Source organism: Gilliamella sp. Fer1-1 (genome assembly GCF_001690825.1).
GTDB classification, from domain to species: domain Bacteria; phylum Pseudomonadota; class Gammaproteobacteria; order Enterobacterales; family Orbaceae; genus Gilliamella; species Gilliamella apicola_C.
Genome location: NZ_LZGX01000045.1, coordinates 13,763 through 31,393, shown reverse-complemented (window position 1 = coordinate 31,393; position 17,631 = coordinate 13,763). Strand labels below are relative to the sequence as shown.

The window sequence follows — 17,631 nt, the reverse complement described above, 5'->3', positions numbered from 1 at the left end:
TTATAGCACAATTATTAATACTCAAAAGAGTATTTATTCTTTTTAATTTAATTGTTATAAATTGCCAATAACCTATATCAAAATAAATTATTTTTGTTTAATATATTGAACAAAGTGCAGAATTGATTTATATTATGTTTAAGATAAAAAACAAAATATAAGGAGATCTTATGTGTGACTTCAGTTATTTAAAAACAGTAATAAAGAGAAAAAACATATCATTACAAACAGTTGCCGATGCCTGCCACATGACTAAAGGCTACCTAAGCCAGCTAATTAATAATAAAATTAAAAATCCAAGTGCACAAAAATTACAATCACTTCATCAATATTTACAAATTGAAGAATCAACCCAAAACAAAAAAGTGGGGGTTATTTTTGGTAAGTTTTATCCTTTACATACAGGACATATCTATCTCATTCAGCGCGCAATCAGCCAAGTGGATGAACTCTATGTCGTACTTTGTTCTGATACAACTCGTGATATGACACTATTTGAACAAAGTGCTATGTCCCGCCAACCAACAATTAACGATCGTATTCGCTGGTTACTGCAAACTTTTAAATATCAAAAAAATATCCACATTGAATTACTCGAAGAAGACGGTATTCCAGCTTATCCTAATGGTTGGCATGAATGGAGTGAGCGGGTAAAAAAATTATTTAAAACCAAAGGAATTAACCCTGATCTTGTGTATTCAAGCGAACCACAAGATGTTGCTATGTATAAAGATTTGTTTGATCTAGAAACCGTCTTAATTGATCCAAAACGACAATTTATGCAAATAAGTGGTACTCAAATCCGTCAAGCACCGCTAAAAAACTGGCAATACATACCAACCGAAGTTAGACCATTTTTTGTTAGAACCGTTGCCATTTTAGGAGGTGAATCTAGTGGTAAATCGACTTTAGTGAATAAACTAGCAAACGTATTTAACACAACCAGTGCATGGGAATATGGTCGGGATTATGTATTTTCTCAACTTGGCGGGGACGAACGCGCATTACAGTATGCTGACTACGATAAAATCGCATTAGGGCATGCACAATATATCGATTTTGCCATAAAACATGCCAATAAAATTTCGTTTATTGATACCGATTTTGTGACAACTCAAGCTTTTTGTAAAAAATATGAAGGTAAAGAACATCCATTTTTACAAGCTATGATCAATAACTATCGTTTTGATTTAGTGATTTTACTTGGCAATAACACGCCATGGGTGGCTGACGGTTTACGTCATTTAGGCAGTCCAAAACAACGTAAAGATTTTCAAAAACTATTAATAACGTTATTAGAAAAAAATAATATCAAATATATAGAAATAGAATCGCCCGATTACGAAGAACGTTATTTACGTTGCATTGAACTAGTTAATCAACTTATTAATGATGAAGAGTAATGAATTATGAATAAATTAAGCAATCTTGCCATTTTAATTGGACGCAGTAAATTCTATCCATTTTTTTGTATATTATGTGTAACGCTAGCATTCTTATACACTGACCCATTTACTGAATTTGATTTACGCTATGCTACTTCTTACATAGGCGCTTTTTGCGGTCTGCTATGTGTTATCTTATTAGCAAAACGTAAAAACATGGGGAATGTATTAGGTATGTTTGCCGTAGTTGCAGAATGTTGTGCTAATGTTCTTGGCGGCAATATTGGTGCAGGACTACCGCCAGTCTACTATTTTTGTTCACACATCTATGGTTTATTCACTTGGAAAAAGAACCTTGATAATAATAAAAACGTTAAAGTTCGCTCACTCAATGAAACCACATTTTTATATACAATCATATTTCTTATTATTGCCGCTTTTATTAATATTTATTTAACGGATAAAATTGGTGCAACTAATACAACCTACCAACTAATAACTAACTGTTTTATATTTGGTCTAGGTATTGTTGCTCAATTATTATTGATGATGCGCTATGCGTTTAACTGGTATTTATGGGTTATATTAAATGTACTGGTAATTGGTTTAAATATCTATACCGACAATATCGTTATTGCAACACAATACTTAATTTACTTGTTTAATGCTATTTATGGAATCTGTGAATGGGAACGTTCTAAACTGAAACAATAAATATATTAGATATTGTCAAAAGATTTTAGGACCAAATGTGTTTCAAATAGAAAATAAATATTTTATTTCCTATTTGAAATGCAGACCTATTATTCTATATCACCTTTAATTAAAGGAACAAATATTACCTCACCCATATCTTTCACGATAAAATTATGTCCATCACGCTCAATTAATTGGAGAGTCTGTTTATTTTCACCAACAGGAATAACTAGCCGGCCTTTATCTGCTAATTGTTCTAATAAACATTGTGGTACTTCGGATGCGGCGGCAGTAACGATAATACCGTCAAATGGCCCTCGCTCTGGCCAACCTAACCAACCATCACCATGGCGTGTCGAAATATTATGAATATCAAGTTGTTTTAAACGGCGTTTAGTATTCCATTGCAAACTCTTGATACGTTCCAGCGAACAAACATGTTCAACTAATTTTGCCAAAACCGCAGTTTGATATCCCGATCCTGTACCAATTTCGAGCACTTTTGAGTGAGGCTCTAACCTTAATAATTCGGTCATCTTTGCTACAATATAGGGCTGAGAAATAGTTTGCCCATTACCTATTGGTAAGGGACAATTATCATAAGCTTGATGGGACAACGCCTCATCAACAAAATGTTCTCGAGGAATTGAAGCGATAGCATCTAAAACTCGCTCATCTTTTATTGCTTGTTGACGCAAAAATTTAATTAGGGACTGCATTTTTGGGCTTTGCATTTTGGCTACTCATTTTCTATTATTAATTCACGTATCACACTTGTTGCATAACAACCTGATGGCAAATAAAAATCAAGTTCAAGACTATGACAATCTAACCATTGCCAATTGAGTTGATCTGCTCGTAACAATAGTGAGCGCCTTGCTGTCTCAACGCGCTCTTTTTTAAATAGATCATAAAATTCAGACCAATTTTCTAAACATTCTTGTTCAAACTCCAACGCTTTAAATTGTGTACCAAGTGGTGAATCCCCCATCATTGGTGCTGTAACATTAATCTCACCGTTTTCTAAACGTGCTTGTAACAATGCTAACTCATCTGTTTGTGCAACAAACCAACTACTGCGTTGTGCTAGTTGTAATATATCGCCATCAATAACAGTTTTATGAAGCTGTTGTTCAATTCGTTTACTCACAATGTCGTTAAAAATAGCACTTCTCGCTGCAGAGAGATAAAAACTTCTTTTTTTTCTATCTTTAACCGTAATAGCCCCTTTTGCCCAGTTTATAGCTTGGGTAATATTATTTTCACCACGGCCAAAGCGTTGCTCACCAAAATAATTAGGCACACCATGTTGTTTGATCAATGCTAATTTAGATTCGATTTCAGATTGAGCGGTTAAATCTCTTAAAATAATTTTAAAATAGTTACCTTTTAACGCCCCTATTTTTAATTTTTTATTATGCCGGGTAACTTTTAATATCTGACAATTTGCTAAATCAAATCCTGAGAAGTCTGGCGTTTGTTGACCTGGCATATGTAAGCTAAACCATTGCGTTGTTATCGCTTGACGATCTTTTAATCCTGCATAACTCACTAACTTAGTTGAAATACCAACATATTTAGCTAACTGTTCAGCCACAAAAATAGTGTTACAATCACGTTTTTGCAAATAAACTAAAACATGCTCACCCTCACCAGTCAACTCAAAACCAAGATGTTCTGTAACGACAAAATCTTCGTATTGTTGCTTATATTGCCCTGTGGCTGTCGGTTTTCCATATAAATAATTAAGTTGTGTTAACACTTGTATTGCCTACTTTTAAATTTAATCTGTTTTAGTTTTTCGAGCTAATAATACTACTGCTTGGCAAGCAATGCCCTCTTTACGTCCCGTAAAGCCTAACTGCTCGGTTGTTGTTGCTTTTACACTAATTTGCTCAAAATGAACTTTTAAATCTTCAGCTATATTAACTCTCATTTGATCAACATGCGGTCTCATCTTGGGTTCTTGCGCAATGATAGTGGCATCTAAATTCACTAATTCATAACCTTTAACTTGAACAATACTGTACACATCTTTCAATAAGATCCGACTATCTATGCCTTTATATTTTGGATCTGTATCGGGAAATAGCTTACCAATATCGCCTAATGCTAATGCACCAATCAGCGCATCTGTTATTGCATGTAATAAAACATCGCCATCAGAATGAGCAATAAGTCCATATTGATAAGGAATTTTTACACCAGCAAGCGTAATTGGACCTTCACCACCAAACTTATGGACATCAAATCCATGACCTATTCTCATATTTTTACCTATTTAAAATTTGCTTAGTTAAATAAAAATTAGCCAACGCTAAATCTTCAGGGCGCGTTATTTTTATATTGTCTCGACGACATTCAATTAATAAAGGATGCCCCCCACAATACTCAATAGCTGAAGCTTCATCAGTAATTGCGATATGGTTATTTAAAGCATGTTGTAAGCAAGATTTTAACTCACCAGCATTGAATAATTGAGGTGTTGCTGCGCCCCATAAATAAGTTCGATCTTCAGAGTAATCAATAATAGTGTCATTATCTTGGCATGCTCGTTTTATCGTATCGCTAATACGCATAGCCAAAATACCACCTTGCTTTTTATTAATCACCGTTTCTATCAAGCGAGATATGTCATCATGATCCACACAAGGTCTTGCGGCATCATGAACTAATGCCCATTGCTTATCATTTAATAATTGTAATCCAGCTAACACAGAATCAGCACGAGTTTTACCGCCTAAAGTGATACTAATGTTATCGTGCGAAGCTATTGAGAGCGAGCTAAAGATGTTATCCTCAGGGCTAATAACAACAATAACTTTCGCTATTTGAGGGTGTGTTAATAATTTATTTAGTGTGTGCTCTAAGATTGTTTTTGAATCGATTTTTAAATACTGTTTAGGGATTTGGCTATTCATGCGACAACCAATTCCTGCAGCTGGCACAATAGCGATAATATTATTAAGATTATTCATGTTATGCATTATCGTTTTTTTGAATCTGAATCAATAATAATTCGATAAAAATATTCATTAGCTTTTACCATACCTAAATGACTGCGAGCCCTCTCCTCTATCGCTTCAGAACCACGTTGTAGATCGTTAATTTCAGCAAACATTTGCTCATTACGAGCCTTCAATTTCTCATTATCAGCCCGCAAACTGGCTAACATCTCTACATTATCTCGATAATCGTACACATTATTTTTGCCATACCATAAAGAATATTGGAGATAACCAAACACAACTAATAGTAATAAAGGGAGCTTCCATCTTATCATGAATGTAACGTTATCCTTTATCTATATACATTTAACGGGCTTTGGTAAGCCTGCAAGTTTAGTCGCTTGTTTAGCTGGGCCATCAGGAAATAACTTATACAAATAGCGACTATTACCCTTTTGTGCACCGAACTTCTTTTCCATCGCTTTAACTAACGCACGTATAGCTGGTGATGTTTTATATTCTAAGTAAAAATCACGGACAAATAAGATAACCTCCCAATGCGCATCAGTTAACTCAATACACTCATTAGCAGCCAGTTCAGGAACCAAATCAATAGTCCAATCCTGCCAGTTTTTTAAATAGCCTTTATCATCGGTTTCTATTTGCTCTAACATTTTTAACATACGCTAATTCATTTGCGTTTTATTATACTCAATTAATCAAAATCCAACACTAATTTTGAAAAAGAAAGCGCTATTATTGTATATTTTCTATATAATTTGATTGAATTTAAAGCAAACGATAAAAAATATTAAAATAGCTATTTACAAATAAGCAAGTCTACTTTAATATTCACAGCCATTGCGGAAGTGTGGCTGAGCGGTTGAAAGCACCGGTCTTGAAAACCGGCGAGGGGCGACCCTCCCAGAGTTCGAATCTCTGCGCTTCCGCCATCTTCTCTCAAGGCATAGAAGAAATCAATATCTAAAAAATCATATCAAATAAAACACCATGTTTTAATATTTTGTTAGGGACTGTCAAGTTAACTTTTAATGGTAAATTGTAATTTGATAGCTATCTTCTAATTCAAACCCATGTTAGAAAATTAATTTGACAATATCCATACAAGGGATGGGTTAAATTGATAGCACCAAATCGTGTTAAAAAACTTCACTAAACTCTAAATAGAATTATTATCTAAGCACATTTGTACTATAATTGAGCTAATTTGTGCAGAATTTTTATTATTTTCTATCTAAAATAATTTCACTCTAATTTATGATAAGAGAAATAAAGTGAAAAAGATAATAATTTTTATTTTGTATTTAGTCAGTTTTAATACTTTCGCACAAAGCTTTAGCATACAAAGTAGTGATCTGTCCAAGAATGGTTTTACTAGTCAATATATTGCTAATGAATTTGGCTGTAAAGGTGAGAACATTTCACCTAGTCTTAGTTGGAACGATCCACCTCAAGGTACAAAAAGCTTCGTCATTACTATGTATGACCAAGATGCGCCAACTGGCTCTGGTTGGTGGCACTGGGTAGTCGCCAATATACCTGCGAATGTAAATTATATTGTAAAAAATGCAGGTAATAATACCTTGCTATTACCAAAAGGAAGCAAAGCTGTGCGCAATGATTTTGGTAATGTTTATTATGGGGGGCCATGCCCACCCAAAGGCACAAGTCATCGCTATATTTTTACTATTTATGCTTTGAGTATTGAACATATTAATGTTAGTGATTCAACATCACCCGCATTAATAGGATTTATTGCAAATACGAATCTATTAGGTAAAGCGACAATAATGTACAATTATCAGCAATAAAATATTGCTAATAGGATATTTTTTGAATCAGGTAATAAAAAAATCACAGCAACTTACTACATTAGGTCAGTACTCACGAGTTTCACAAAGTTGTAATTATAAATTATCGCAGGTGAGAATAGTTGATCCAATGTTAATTCGTATAGTTCAAGGATCAAAGGTTATCAGCTATAAAGGTGAAATTTATGAGATATTAGCAGGAGAATTATTAGTTGTTCCTGCTAACAGTCTTTTAGATATTACTAATCAAAATATTCAAAATAAAATTTATTTGGCCGACTGTTTTACTTGGCCACAAGAAATACTAAAACAGTATGAGTCTTTAAAAACCACACAGTCAACAGACTTTACCCATCAGATAAAAATCGTGCGATCTGTTCCCAATATTTTTAATGCATCAATAAATTATACAATCAGTATTATTCAAGATCCTCTCTCAAATTATGATTTGCTTTTACATCAATTTATACAATTATTACGATGCTTAGAAATAGTAAATATTAATTTTCCTATCTCAGTAAATGAAGGTCTTAAGCAGAAGCTGGAACGATTAATTTTAGGTGCTCCTACAAAAAAATGGCAATCAAAAGCAATTGCAAAACATTTTGCCATGAGTGAGTCAACATTAAGGCGACGCCTATCTGATGAAGGAACAAGTTTGTCTAATATACTGTTTGAGGCAAGAATGAGTTATGGATTAAAGCTACTACAAACCACTCATTTAAATATTACACAAATCGCACAAGAAGTTGGATATGATTCAGGATCTAGATTTGCAATTTATTTCCGTAAGCGGTTCGGTTTTTCACCAAAGCACATGAGAGATAGATAATTTTGAACCAGAGTGTTTTGTAATTCTTTGGTTGGCACCGTCAAATTAACTTTTTTCATAAAGCTAAATTTGATGATCATCACTCAGAACTTCGGTTTGACTTTGATTGAACACCATATTATTTTAGTCCATAGCAATCCAATATAGTCCACTTTTAAAAGGCAGAACAGAGTTATATAGATGAGATGAGGCGATTAATAAATAAATTATATTAAATCAATTAGTTGAAATTAACTGGGATATTTTTATTTTCTCCTGTGCTTCTGTCATCTTCTTTAAGTTTACATTAGAAATAAATATATTAAAATCCAGTATACTATTTCACATTAGTTCTTATTATCTTGAATTGTCAATTACTTCTTTATTTGCCACTTTCTTACATACTAAATCTACCAATATAACCACAAGTAGCAGCCAATAATCAAAAATGTGTTATCAATAGATTATCTGTATTAAGATTATTATACAAAAATAGTTAACTTGACAACATCAAACCGCCAGTTAGAATGAAAATACGTTAGACTAAGGGACATATAGATGCGTATTTTTTCTTGTATTATTCTTTTTATTCAATGGGTTATTATTTCTCATTGACTAGAAAAGGGTAATAACTTCATACTTAGTAAGGATTAAAATCTAGCAACTATAAAGATAGAGCTTGTTCAAAAACAGGTCAGGCAAAAGTAGAATATGAACCTGCTTTTGACTCATCAGAGCTAAGAAAAATGATTGCTGAACAGTATGAAAATGATAATCAATGGCCTTATGATCAGTGCGTGTTTTTTTATTATGAAAGTTTATTAAAAACCAATTTTGGCAATTATTTAAGAGTATCCATTGCCCATGTAAAAAATGAGGCTCTAGTCGCATAATGTGTTGTGGAAGTGACAGATCAAAAGTTTACTGCAATAAAAAAGCAAACTAGGCTGAAAACAGATGGAGCCCTCGTAATACATTGAAAAATTAACTTGATAACATAATAAAAAACCCTAGATAAACTAGGGTTTGATTAATAATTAGATGAATAAATCTAAATAATTAGTTATTTTTTCTTTGCTTTACCTTGATATTCATCATAATATTCTTCCGCCAATTTACGCATTGATAAGCCAATCGCTGCATATTGATATTCATTTAAGTTAGCTAACGATGCTCGAGCAGAAGGATGTTGTACAGCAAATCCTTTACCTGGTAATAGAACGACCCCCGCTTCGTCTGCTATTCTAAATAACATTTCAGACGGATTTTTATTTTTTAATATCCATTGAGCAAATTTATCGTCATATAATTCTCGGCAAATATGCTCAAGATCAACAAGTGTATAATAATCAACACTGTTTTCATCGGTGGTATGTTTAAGCCCCAAATGTTGGTAAAGTGATGCTGCACGGCGTCGGATTAGTGATTTTAAAGCGGTTTTATAACTTTGATCGCTATCTATCATTTCGCATAATGCAAATAAAACCATTTGTACTTGTTGTGGTGTTGAAAGACCCGCAGTATGGTTTAGTGCAACCGCACGGCTATCAGCCACTAATCGATCAATAAATTTTAGATTTTCTGGATCAGTAACAATTGAGCTATAGCGTTTATTTAAGATCTGTTTGGTTTTACTTGGTAACGCTTTAATCGTTTTGTCAATGACATTATCGCGTGCTGTGGCAATAACACCTAAACGCCAACCAGTCGCACCAAAATATTTCGAAAATGAATAAACTAAAATGGTATTTTTTGGACATATCGCAAATAAAGATTGGAAGTCATCGGCAAATGTACCATAAACATCATCGGTCAAAATAATCAATTCAGGACGTTTTTGAACGATATCAGCAATAATTTTTAGACTTTTATCATCAATTTTAACTGATGGCGGGTTAGATGGGTTAACAACGAAAAAGGCTTTAATTGCTGGATCTTCTAATTTACGCAATTCTGACTCAGGGTACTGCCAATTTGCATTAGGATCAGCATTGATTAACACTTCAACTAGTTGATAGTCGTTCAATTCGGGAATTTCTAGATAAGGTGTGAATATCGGCGCACCAATGGCAATTTTGTCGCCTTTTTGGATTAAACCGTTTTCTTTCATTGAATTAAAAATATAAGCCATGGCGGCTGTGCCACCTTCAACGGCAAATAAATCAATATTATCACGATCCAGATATTGAGCGCCCATTTGTTGTAAAATATAGGCTTTAACCACATCTTCACTAAAATGTAACATTCTGTCAGGTACGGGGTAATTGCATCCCAAAATACCTTCTACCATCTCTTGTAAAAAGGCATTTTCGTCCAATCCTAGTTGGTCACGAATATAAGAAAAAGCCTTACCTAAAAAAGCGACTCCCGGAGTGTTATAGTTTTGACAAATAAAATGTTCAAAGCGGCCTGTTAATCCGGCTTTGATTGGCATGCCGCCAACACCTTCATTTAAATATGAAAATGACATTTCGGATTCTTGGGTTGCAAACACACCTAGTTGAAAAAAAGCTTGTCGAGGCCAAGTGGCAAGAAAGTTGGGATTACCTCTTCCTGCATTTAACATTACGCGATCAGTATGACTTTGTGCCAGTTTAATTAAGTTATCTTTTAACTCAAAAGGACTTAAATTAGCATATTGGCTATATTGTGTGTTATTTTTCATACATTTGTATCCTTAATTTGATATATCAATTAAACAAAAGCAACAACCAATGGTCCTAATAAAGTTAGGAACACATTAGCTAAAGCATAAGTAATAGCAAAAGAGTTAGTTGGTGTTGAATTACCAGCTTTATTGAGCACTTCACCAAAGGCGGGATTAGCACTACGCGATCCAGCTAACGCACCGGCAAACACTGCTGCATTTTTATAGCCAAGCACATATTTACCAAAATAGATGGCAAGCAACATGGGTAATAAGGTCACAACAACCCCAATTAAAAATAGGGATAAACCTTGTTCTTTAATAGTATTAATTGCTTGAAGACCAGAACTGAGCCCCACAACCGCTACAAAACCTGCCAAGCCAAAGTCTTTTAACAGTTGCACAGCGCCAATTGGAATATTACCGATAGTTTGATGAAGAGAACGATACCAACCAAATAATAAGCCAGATAAAAGTGCACCACCACCTGCGCCTAATGTAATAGGAATATTGCTAACACGAATCACAATTAAACCAATAATAAGCCCAATAACAAGTCCTAACCCATGAAATATCCAGTCAGTTTTTTCACTTTTAGTAATTGGGGCACCGATTTTATCAACAACTCGACGAAGATCACTGTCAGCACCATAAATGGTAATTACATCGCCCAGTTTTAAATAAATATCATTATTAAGAGACAAAGGTTGACCATCACGATGAATAGCCACAAGATAGATACCATGTTTTAATTTCATGACTTCATCAGAAGCGAGCACTTGTGTAAAATTGTGTCCCACATACTTGTTGTTTCGCATTTCAACATCTAACTTGTTCATCACAACATCCATACCTGATGCTGAATTAACTTCGGTACCAAGTAGATCATGCGCCTCAATCATTGCATCACGGTGACCAACAACCAGAATGATATCTTTCGATTTTAATACTGTTTCAGGCGTTGCTTCAATGATTTTATTGCCACGTTTGATACGCTCAATACTAATGCCATTAATAGTTTGTTCAACTTGCGCCACTGTTTGATTAATTTTATTGGTAATACGATACAACCGGCCACTAATATCAGATAAAGCTAGATTTTGATCAGAGCTTAATGAAAGCGAACCATGAAGTTGCTCAGCCTGTGCTTTTATTGCGTCATCACCAATATCTTTACCCATGATTTTTGGCAGAATATTGACGCAGACAATAATGGCACCTAGTGAACCAAATATATAGGTCACAGCATAACCAATAGTTACATTTGCTTGCATTTTTCTTAATTCATCGGCACTTAAACCTAATTGGCTTAATGCATCAGAGGCTGTGCCCATAATTGCCGATTGTGTCAAACCACCTGCGGCTAATCCAGCAGCAAGACCTTTGTCTAAATGGAATAATTTGGCTAGTACGATAACAGTCACAAAACTTGCAACTGCAATAAATAATGCTAAGAAGATTTCACGTAAGGTTTTTATACCAAGTGAACGGAAAAATTGCGGACCACTTTCATAACCCACTGCATAAATAAATAACGCAAAAAGAATCGCTTTAACACCAGCGTCAATAGTCACACCAAAAACGCTTAAAGCGACAGCAACAAGCAACGAACCAGCAACACCACCGAGTTGGAATTTGCCTATCCTAATGCCACCAATCAAATACCCTAAACTCAACGATAGAAATAATAAAATTTCGGGGGAATGTTTTAGTCCATCTAAAATCCAGTTTGAAAGCCATTGAAACATAATAATTGTCCTCAAGCGTAATGATTTATGAATTAAAAAAAGAAATGTAATAAGGTGGAGCTATATCCATCAAACTATATGAATATAGACTTATATTAAATTGCAATTAGATTAATAGATAGTCAGTTTTAACAATTAATATTATCGTTAGAAGATAATAGATAATGATTGTGGGAATTAAATAAAAAAGATAATGATTTGATTTATAAATAAAAAATAAATAATATGCCAATCAGCATATTATTAATACGAAATTATGAATAATTCAATGCATTATAAAACGGGCTATCACAGCCCGTTTCCTTGCCTTAAAAATAGTCTTTCCACACCTTTTATTACATTTTTAGCTAACTTTTCAGATAGTTTTTGCCGACGTAAATAACTAACAGAGATAATTTTATGTGTATCTAAGTGAGATAAGATAAAGTCATCACTCGTACTGATTTCGTCAACTAAGCCTTTATCTTTAGCTTGAGTTGCAAACCAGTGCTCGCCTGTTGCAACTTGTTCGATATCAACATTTGGGCGGTATTCTTTAACGAAGTCTTTAAATAAAAGATGGGTTTCTTCAAGCTCTTGTTTGAATTTTTGTCGACCTTCATCGGTGTTTTCACCAAACATGGTTAAAGTACGCTTATACGCACCTGCTGTTTGCAATTCAATATCCACATCATGTTTTTTAAGCAAGCGATTAAAGTTAGGAATTTGAGCAACTACCCCAATAGAGCCCACAATAGCAAATGGTGCAGCAATGATTTTTGACGCAGTACATGCCATCATATATCCACCACTGGCTGCAACTTTATCGACGACAGCCGTAAAAGGAATATTACGCTGTCTAAACCGTAACAACTGCGATGCCGCAAGCCCATAACCATGGACTACACCACCTGGGCTTTCAAGTTTTACTACAACTTCATCTTCTGGTTTAATAACAGCTAATACAGCGGTAATTTCTTGGCGTAATTCTTCAACTTCGTGCGCATCCATACTACCATTGAAAGACAATACAAATAATTTAGGTTTGGCTTGTTGATCTATATTGTTTTCTGCCAACTTTGTTGCATTATCTAGCGCCGATTTTTCGTCAGATTTTTCTTGGTTTTTGACTTGTTTCTTTTTTTGCTTAGCCGCTAATTTTGCCTGCTTCTTTTCGCATTTTTTCTGTTTTTTAATATCTTTCATAAACAGTTTAGCTTCTAGCTCGCCCATGCTTGACATTAGCATATCATCTTTGACTTGCTCGTATTCTTGACTAATATCTTTGACAGATAAACGTCCACCAACCGTTGCTGATTTACGACGTTGGCTTAATATAAAAATCAGTATTGCTAAAATGGCAATAACGACTGTCGCCGTCTCTGCTAAGAAAAGCGAATATTCGGAAAACCAATTCATTTAACTATTATCCTTTTATTGAATGTTTTTAATTATTATAACAAGATAATTACCAATTGTGCCGAAAATAAGTAAAGATAAAATTGTCTCTTTATTCGGCAATTCAAATTCTTTATACTGACATTCCAATTTATTGTTAGATGAGAACTTATATGCCATTACGCCCAATTACCGAAATAGCAAAACAATGCAATATCCCTGAAGAATTTGTCCTACCTTATGGCAAACATGTGGCAAAAATCGATTTGTCTATTCTAAAAGCGAATCAAAACAAGCCTAGTGGCAAATTGGTATTAGTTACCGCTATCACACCAACCCCACTCGGTGAAGGGAAAACGGTTAACACAATTGGATTAAGTGAAGGACTAAATTATATTGGTAAAACAGCAATTGCTTGTATTCGTCAACCCAGCTTAGGACCTGTATTTGGTGTCAAAGGCGGAGCTGCTGGTGGCGGTCAAGCTGAAGTATTACCGATGGAAACGTTAAATTTGCATTTAACGGGTGATATTCATGCAATTACTGCGGCTCACGACTTGGCGTCGGCAGCATTGGATTCGCGCCTTTATCATGAAGCGCGTTTAGGCGATGAATTTACTGCGCAGACTGGTTTACCTCGTCTAAATATTGATGAAAACCGCATTGTTTGGAAACGAGTAATTGATCATAATGATCGCTCGCTTCGCAAGATTACTGTTGGTGTTGGCGGTGGTGTTAATGGAATCACGCGGCAAGATGGATTTGAAATTACCGCAGCATCAGAGCTTATGGCAATTTTAGCATTAGCCTCAGATTTACACGATATGCGTAAGCGCATTGGCCGCATAATTCTCGCTTATAATACTCAAGGCGAAGCGATTACCGCAGAGCAACTTGAAGTTGCTGGTGCAATGACAGTCTTACTTAAGAACGCAATTAACCCAAATTTGATGCAAACCGTTGAACATACTCCTGTGCTTATTCATGCAGGACCTTTTGCGAATATTGCCCATGGTAACTCATCGGTCATTGCTGATCGCATTGCTTTACAACTTGCTGATTATGTTGTAACCGAAGCTGGATTTGGCTCAGATATGGGCATGGAAAAATTCTTCAATATTAAATATCGCCAAGCGGGTATTAAAGCTTCGTGTGTGGTGTTAGTTGCTACCGTACGTAGCTTAAAATCAAACAGTGGTAAATATAATATCAAACCAGGACAAGCAATCCCGAAAGAAATTTCAGAATCAAATATTGAATTACTTGAAATTGGTGCAGCTAATTTAGCGTGGCACATCAACAATGCTAAAAGTTATGGGCTACAAGTGATTGTTGCCATTAACCGTTTTCCACATGATAGCGAAGAAGAGTTGGCATTTTTACAAAAATATGCAATTGAGCATGGTGCATTTGCCTGTGAAGTAAGTGAAGTTTTCACTCAAGGTGGTAAAGGCGCAGAAAAACTAGCTAAGCACGTGATTAAAGCATGTGATACACCAAACGAAATCAAACTACCTTATCCTGACAACATGCCTCTAGTAGATAAAATTCAAACTATGGTGAAAAAGTATGGTGCCAACAAAGCTAATTTATCGGCTACTGCACTTGAAAATATCAAAGAGATCGAAGCACTAAAACTGGACCAGTTGCCTCTTTGTATTGCTAAAACACCAATGTCAATTAGTGCGGATGCAAATCTAAAAAATGTACCTACCGATTTTGATGTCGATATTAGTCACTTAGCGATTTCAGCTGGAGCTGGTTTTATTCGTGTTTATGCTGGAAACGTGATGACCATGCCGGGATTAGGCATTAACCCTGCTTATCGGCAAATCGATATTGACAAAGATGGTAATATAGTAGGTTTAAGTTAATGCAAGAAATGATTATGCAAACTAAACAAGAATATAAAGCGTTTATTGATGAAGAAAACTGTATTGGTTGTGGCAAATGCATTCGTGTTTGCCCAACCGATGCCATTGTCGGCAGCAAGCAAGTATTGCACACCATTTTGCCACAATTATGTACCTCGTGCAGTAATTGTATTAATACCTGTCCAACAGACTGTATTACATTAAGCACACTAGGTACTGCATTGACTGAATCAGAAGAGTTAGTACTAACTCAGAAAAAACAACAACGTTTAAGCCATAACCAACTCGTACCGCCCACAATATTATTTCCTCGCACAATGCCAGTTAATAATATCAATACAATTGCGCCAAAGGATCGCAAACAATCCATTGCTGATGCTATTGCCAGAGTTAAAGCAAAAAAAAACCTCGCTAAATAGCGAGGTTTTCATATTACGGTAAAACTACAACAATTAGTCTTTATTACCACTTCTAAACGCACGTTTGCGATCATTTTCAGTTAAATGACGTTTACGTAGACGAATAGATAATGGCGTTACTTCGACTAATTCATCATCATCAATAAACTCTAATGCTTGTTCTAATGACATTTTAATTGGTGGTGACAATGTAGTTGCTTCATCTGTACCTGATGCTCGCATGTTGGTTAATTTTTTACCGGTTAGACAGTTAACAGTTAAATCGTTTGAGCGAGTATGAATACCAATAATTTGACCTTCATAAACTTCAGCACCATGACCTAGGAATAACTTACCACGGTCTTGCAAACCATAAAGCGCATAAGCCAAAGCTTTACCTGTACCGTTTGAAATCATTACACCGTTATTACGTTGACCTATTTCACCTGGGCGCACATCATCATAATGACTAAAGGTAGAATAAAGCAAGCCAGTACCTGATGTCATGGTCATAAATTCCGTTCTAAATCCAATAAGCCCACGGCTTGGAATAACGTAATCTAAACGTACACGACCTTTACCATCTGGTAACATGTTTGTTAGGTCACCTTTACGTAAGCCAAGCGCTTCCATCACGGATCCTTGATGTTGTTCTTCAATATCAAGTGTAACTTGTTCAAATGGCTCTTGTTTTTTACCATCAATTTCTCTAAAGATAACTTTAGGACGAGAAACCCCTAATTCATAACCTTCGCGACGCATATTTTCAATTAACACTGACAAATGTAATTCACCACGACCAGACACTCTAAATGCATCAGGATCAGGGGTTTCTTCAACTCGCAACGCAACATTATGTACCAGTTCTTTATTTAAACGCTCAAGAATTTGGCGAGAAGTCACATACTTACCTTCTTTACCAGCAAATGGTGAGCTATTAACATTAAAGAACATAGTCACTGTTGGCTCATCAACAGTTAACGCTGGCAGAGCTTCAACGCAACTATTGTCACAAATTGTATCAGAGATACCGAGCTCACCAAGACCTGTTAATGCTATAATATCACCAGCCTCGGCAACTTCAGCTTCATAGCGTTGCAGACCTAAATGACCAAGCACTTGCCCCACTTTACCAGTGCGTTTATTGCCTTCACTATCGACGATAGTCACTTGTTGATTTGGTTTAACACGACCACGTTTAATACGACCAATACCAATAACACCAACATAGTTGTTATAATCAAGTTGAGAAATTTGCATTTGGAATGGACCGTCTAAATCAACTTTTGGCGGTTCAACATGTTTAACGATCGCTTCAAATAACGGTGTCATATCTTCCGCCATATTTTCATGATCTAAACCGGCTATACCCATTAAAGCTGAAGCATAAACAATAGGGAAATCTAACTGTTCATCAGTCGCCCCCAAGTTAACAAACAGATCAAACACTTGGTCAACAACCCAATCAGGGCGTGCACCAGGACGATCGACTTTATTGATAACCACAATCGGTTTTAAACCATAAGCAAATGCTTTTTGCGTTACAAAGCGTGTTTGTGGCATCGGGCCATCCATTGCGTCAACAAGCAACAATACAGAGTCAACCATTGACATAACACGTTCAACTTCACCACCAAAATCAGCATGCCCAGGGGTGTCAACGATATTAATTCGGTAACCATTCCAATCAATAGCGGTGTTTTTCGCTAAAATGGTAATACCACGCTCTTTTTCAAGAGCATTAGAATCCATAATACGTTCGTTATCGTCACCGCGCAGATTATCTAGCGTACCCGACTGTTTTAATAATTTGTCAACCAAAGTTGTTTTACCATGGTCAACGTGAGCAATAATGGCAATATTTCTTAAATTTTCAATCACAATTAAAATTCCAATTAGGAGACATATTCTATAG

Annotated in this window: 16 protein-coding genes and 1 tRNA gene; 7 read left to right on the top strand and 10 right to left on the bottom strand. The window is 35.4% G+C overall.

Annotation, left to right across the window (positions count from 1 at the left end; genetic code table 11):
* Positions 1–170: 170 nt before the first annotated feature.
* Both nadR and pnuC read left to right on the top strand, forming a co-directional pair.
* Positions 171–1,403: a multifunctional transcriptional regulator/nicotinamide-nucleotide adenylyltransferase/ribosylnicotinamide kinase NadR gene (gene nadR / locus A9G28_RS06395; RefSeq protein WP_065567916.1), complete on the top strand. Its 1,233-nt coding sequence runs from the start codon at positions 171–173 to the stop codon at positions 1,401–1,403.
* Between the two features lie 6 nt (positions 1,404–1,409).
* Complete coding sequence (gene pnuC / locus A9G28_RS06390; RefSeq protein WP_065567915.1) at positions 1,410–2,099, top strand: nicotinamide riboside transporter PnuC; 690 nt, start codon at positions 1,410–1,412, stop codon at positions 2,097–2,099.
* A gap of 89 nt (positions 2,100–2,188) precedes the next feature.
* On the opposite strand, the gene A9G28_RS06385 is transcribed toward pnuC, so the two are convergent.
* The 6 genes from A9G28_RS06385 to A9G28_RS06360 are packed head-to-tail and all read right to left on the bottom strand — an operon-like array spanning position 2,189 to position 5,712.
* Positions 2,189–2,815, bottom strand: coding sequence for a protein-L-isoaspartate(D-aspartate) O-methyltransferase (locus A9G28_RS06385; protein WP_065580121.1), 627 nt, complete (start codon positions 2,813–2,815; stop codon positions 2,189–2,191).
* 5 nt (positions 2,816–2,820) lie between these two features.
* On the bottom strand, positions 2,821–3,849 hold the full coding sequence (truD, locus tag A9G28_RS06380) for a tRNA pseudouridine(13) synthase TruD (RefSeq protein WP_065567913.1): 1,029 nt from the start codon (positions 3,847–3,849) through the stop codon (positions 2,821–2,823).
* A 15-nt stretch (positions 3,850–3,864) separates the two neighbouring features.
* Entirely contained in the window at positions 3,865–4,350 is a 486-nt protein-coding gene (ispF, locus tag A9G28_RS06375; protein ID WP_065567912.1) for a 2-C-methyl-D-erythritol 2,4-cyclodiphosphate synthase, read from the bottom strand.
* 4 nt (positions 4,351–4,354) lie between these two features.
* Positions 4,355–5,068, bottom strand: a complete 714-nt coding sequence (gene ispD / locus A9G28_RS06370; RefSeq protein WP_065567911.1) for a 2-C-methyl-D-erythritol 4-phosphate cytidylyltransferase — start codon at positions 5,066–5,068, stop codon at positions 4,355–4,357.
* The gene (gene ftsB / locus A9G28_RS06365; protein WP_065567910.1) at positions 5,068–5,364 is read right to left on the bottom strand and encodes a cell division protein FtsB; all 297 of its coding nucleotides are present in this window, start codon (positions 5,362–5,364) and stop codon (positions 5,068–5,070) included. Before ftsB ends, ispD begins: the two co-directional genes overlap by 1 nt.
* A 21-nt stretch (positions 5,365–5,385) precedes the next feature.
* Positions 5,386–5,712 carry a TusE/DsrC/DsvC family sulfur relay protein gene (locus A9G28_RS06360; RefSeq protein WP_442903037.1) on the bottom strand — a complete coding sequence of 109 codons (327 nt, stop codon included), beginning with the start codon at positions 5,710–5,712 and terminating at the stop codon, positions 5,386–5,388.
* Positions 5,713–5,894: 182 nt separating this feature from the next.
* On the opposite strand from A9G28_RS06360, the gene A9G28_RS06355 reads away from it, so the two are divergent.
* The 3 genes from A9G28_RS06355 (at position 5,895) to A9G28_RS06345 (ending at position 7,693) form a co-directional block, all read left to right on the top strand.
* Positions 5,895–5,982, top strand: a tRNA-Ser gene (locus A9G28_RS06355).
* A gap of 342 nt (positions 5,983–6,324) precedes the next feature.
* Complete coding sequence (locus A9G28_RS06350; RefSeq protein ID WP_065567909.1) at positions 6,325–6,861, top strand: YbhB/YbcL family Raf kinase inhibitor-like protein; 537 nt, start codon at positions 6,325–6,327, stop codon at positions 6,859–6,861.
* A 22-nt stretch (positions 6,862–6,883) separates the two neighbouring features.
* A complete protein-coding gene (locus A9G28_RS06345; RefSeq protein ID WP_065567908.1) occupies positions 6,884–7,693 on the top strand; it encodes a helix-turn-helix domain-containing protein in 810 nt (269 codons plus the stop codon).
* A gap of 1,042 nt (positions 7,694–8,735) precedes the next feature.
* Here A9G28_RS06345 and A9G28_RS06340 read toward each other — a convergent pair.
* From A9G28_RS06340 to sohB, 3 genes are all read right to left on the bottom strand, one after another.
* On the bottom strand, positions 8,736–10,337 hold the full coding sequence (locus A9G28_RS06340; RefSeq protein WP_065580120.1) for a bifunctional aspartate transaminase/aspartate 4-decarboxylase: 1,602 nt from the start codon (positions 10,335–10,337) through the stop codon (positions 8,736–8,738).
* A 29-nt stretch (positions 10,338–10,366) separates the two neighbouring features.
* Positions 10,367–12,067 (bottom strand): aspartate-alanine antiporter, encoded by a 1,701-nt coding sequence (aspT, locus tag A9G28_RS06335; protein ID WP_065580119.1) that lies wholly within the window; start codon positions 12,065–12,067, stop codon positions 10,367–10,369.
* Between the two features lie 288 nt (positions 12,068–12,355).
* On the bottom strand, positions 12,356–13,465 hold the full coding sequence (sohB, locus tag A9G28_RS06330; protein ID WP_065580118.1) for a protease SohB: 1,110 nt from the start codon (positions 13,463–13,465) through the stop codon (positions 12,356–12,358).
* 152 nt (positions 13,466–13,617) lie between these two features.
* Here sohB and A9G28_RS06325 point away from each other — a divergent pair, with 152 nt between their 5' ends.
* Together A9G28_RS06325 and A9G28_RS06320 are read left to right on the top strand one after the other, a co-directional pair.
* Positions 13,618–15,318 carry a formate--tetrahydrofolate ligase gene (locus tag A9G28_RS06325; protein WP_218057339.1) on the top strand — a complete coding sequence of 567 codons (1,701 nt, stop codon included), beginning with the start codon at positions 13,618–13,620 and terminating at the stop codon, positions 15,316–15,318.
* A complete protein-coding gene (locus tag A9G28_RS06320) occupies positions 15,318–15,737 on the top strand; it encodes an RnfABCDGE type electron transport complex subunit B (protein WP_065580116.1) in 420 nt (139 codons plus the stop codon). The genes A9G28_RS06325 and A9G28_RS06320 overlap by 1 nt, the downstream gene beginning before the upstream one ends.
* Positions 15,738–15,770: 33 nt before the next feature.
* Here the strand turns inward: A9G28_RS06320 and typA are convergent, their stop codons facing one another.
* Complete coding sequence (gene typA / locus A9G28_RS06315; protein ID WP_065567901.1) at positions 15,771–17,597, bottom strand: ribosome-dependent GTPase TypA; 1,827 nt, start codon at positions 17,595–17,597, stop codon at positions 15,771–15,773.
* Positions 17,598–17,631: the final 34 nt, after the last annotated feature.

Excerpts from the sequence above, each read along its gene's own strand:
- nadR (WP_065567916.1), top strand. The coding sequence starts at position 171 with ATGTGTGACTTCAGTTATTTAAAAACAGTAATAAAGAGAAAAAACATA.
- pnuC (WP_065567915.1), top strand. The coding sequence starts at position 1,410 with ATGAATAAATTAAGCAATCTTGCCATTTTAATTGGACGCAGTAAATTC.
- A9G28_RS06385 (WP_065580121.1), bottom strand. The coding sequence starts at position 2,815 with ATGCAAAGCCCAAAAATGCAGTCCCTAATTAAATTTTTGCGTCAACAA.
- ispF (WP_065567912.1), bottom strand. The coding sequence starts at position 4,350 with ATGAGAATAGGTCATGGATTTGATGTCCATAAGTTTGGTGGTGAAGGT.
- ispD (WP_065567911.1), bottom strand. The coding sequence starts at position 5,068 with ATGCATAACATGAATAATCTTAATAATATTATCGCTATTGTGCCAGCT.
- ftsB (WP_065567910.1), bottom strand. The coding sequence starts at position 5,364 with ATGATAAGATGGAAGCTCCCTTTATTACTATTAGTTGTGTTTGGTTAT.
- A9G28_RS06360 (WP_442903037.1), bottom strand. The coding sequence starts at position 5,712 with ATGTTAAAAATGTTAGAGCAAATAGAAACCGATGATAAAGGCTATTTA.
- A9G28_RS06340 (WP_065580120.1), bottom strand. The coding sequence starts at position 10,337 with ATGAAAAATAACACACAATATAGCCAATATGCTAATTTAAGTCCTTTT.
- aspT (WP_065580119.1), bottom strand. The coding sequence starts at position 12,067 with ATGTTTCAATGGCTTTCAAACTGGATTTTAGATGGACTAAAACATTCC.
- sohB (WP_065580118.1), bottom strand. The coding sequence starts at position 13,465 with ATGAATTGGTTTTCCGAATATTCGCTTTTCTTAGCAGAGACGGCGACA.
- A9G28_RS06325 (WP_218057339.1), top strand. The coding sequence starts at position 13,618 with ATGCCATTACGCCCAATTACCGAAATAGCAAAACAATGCAATATCCCT.
- A9G28_RS06320 (WP_065580116.1), top strand. The coding sequence starts at position 15,318 with ATGCAAGAAATGATTATGCAAACTAAACAAGAATATAAAGCGTTTATT.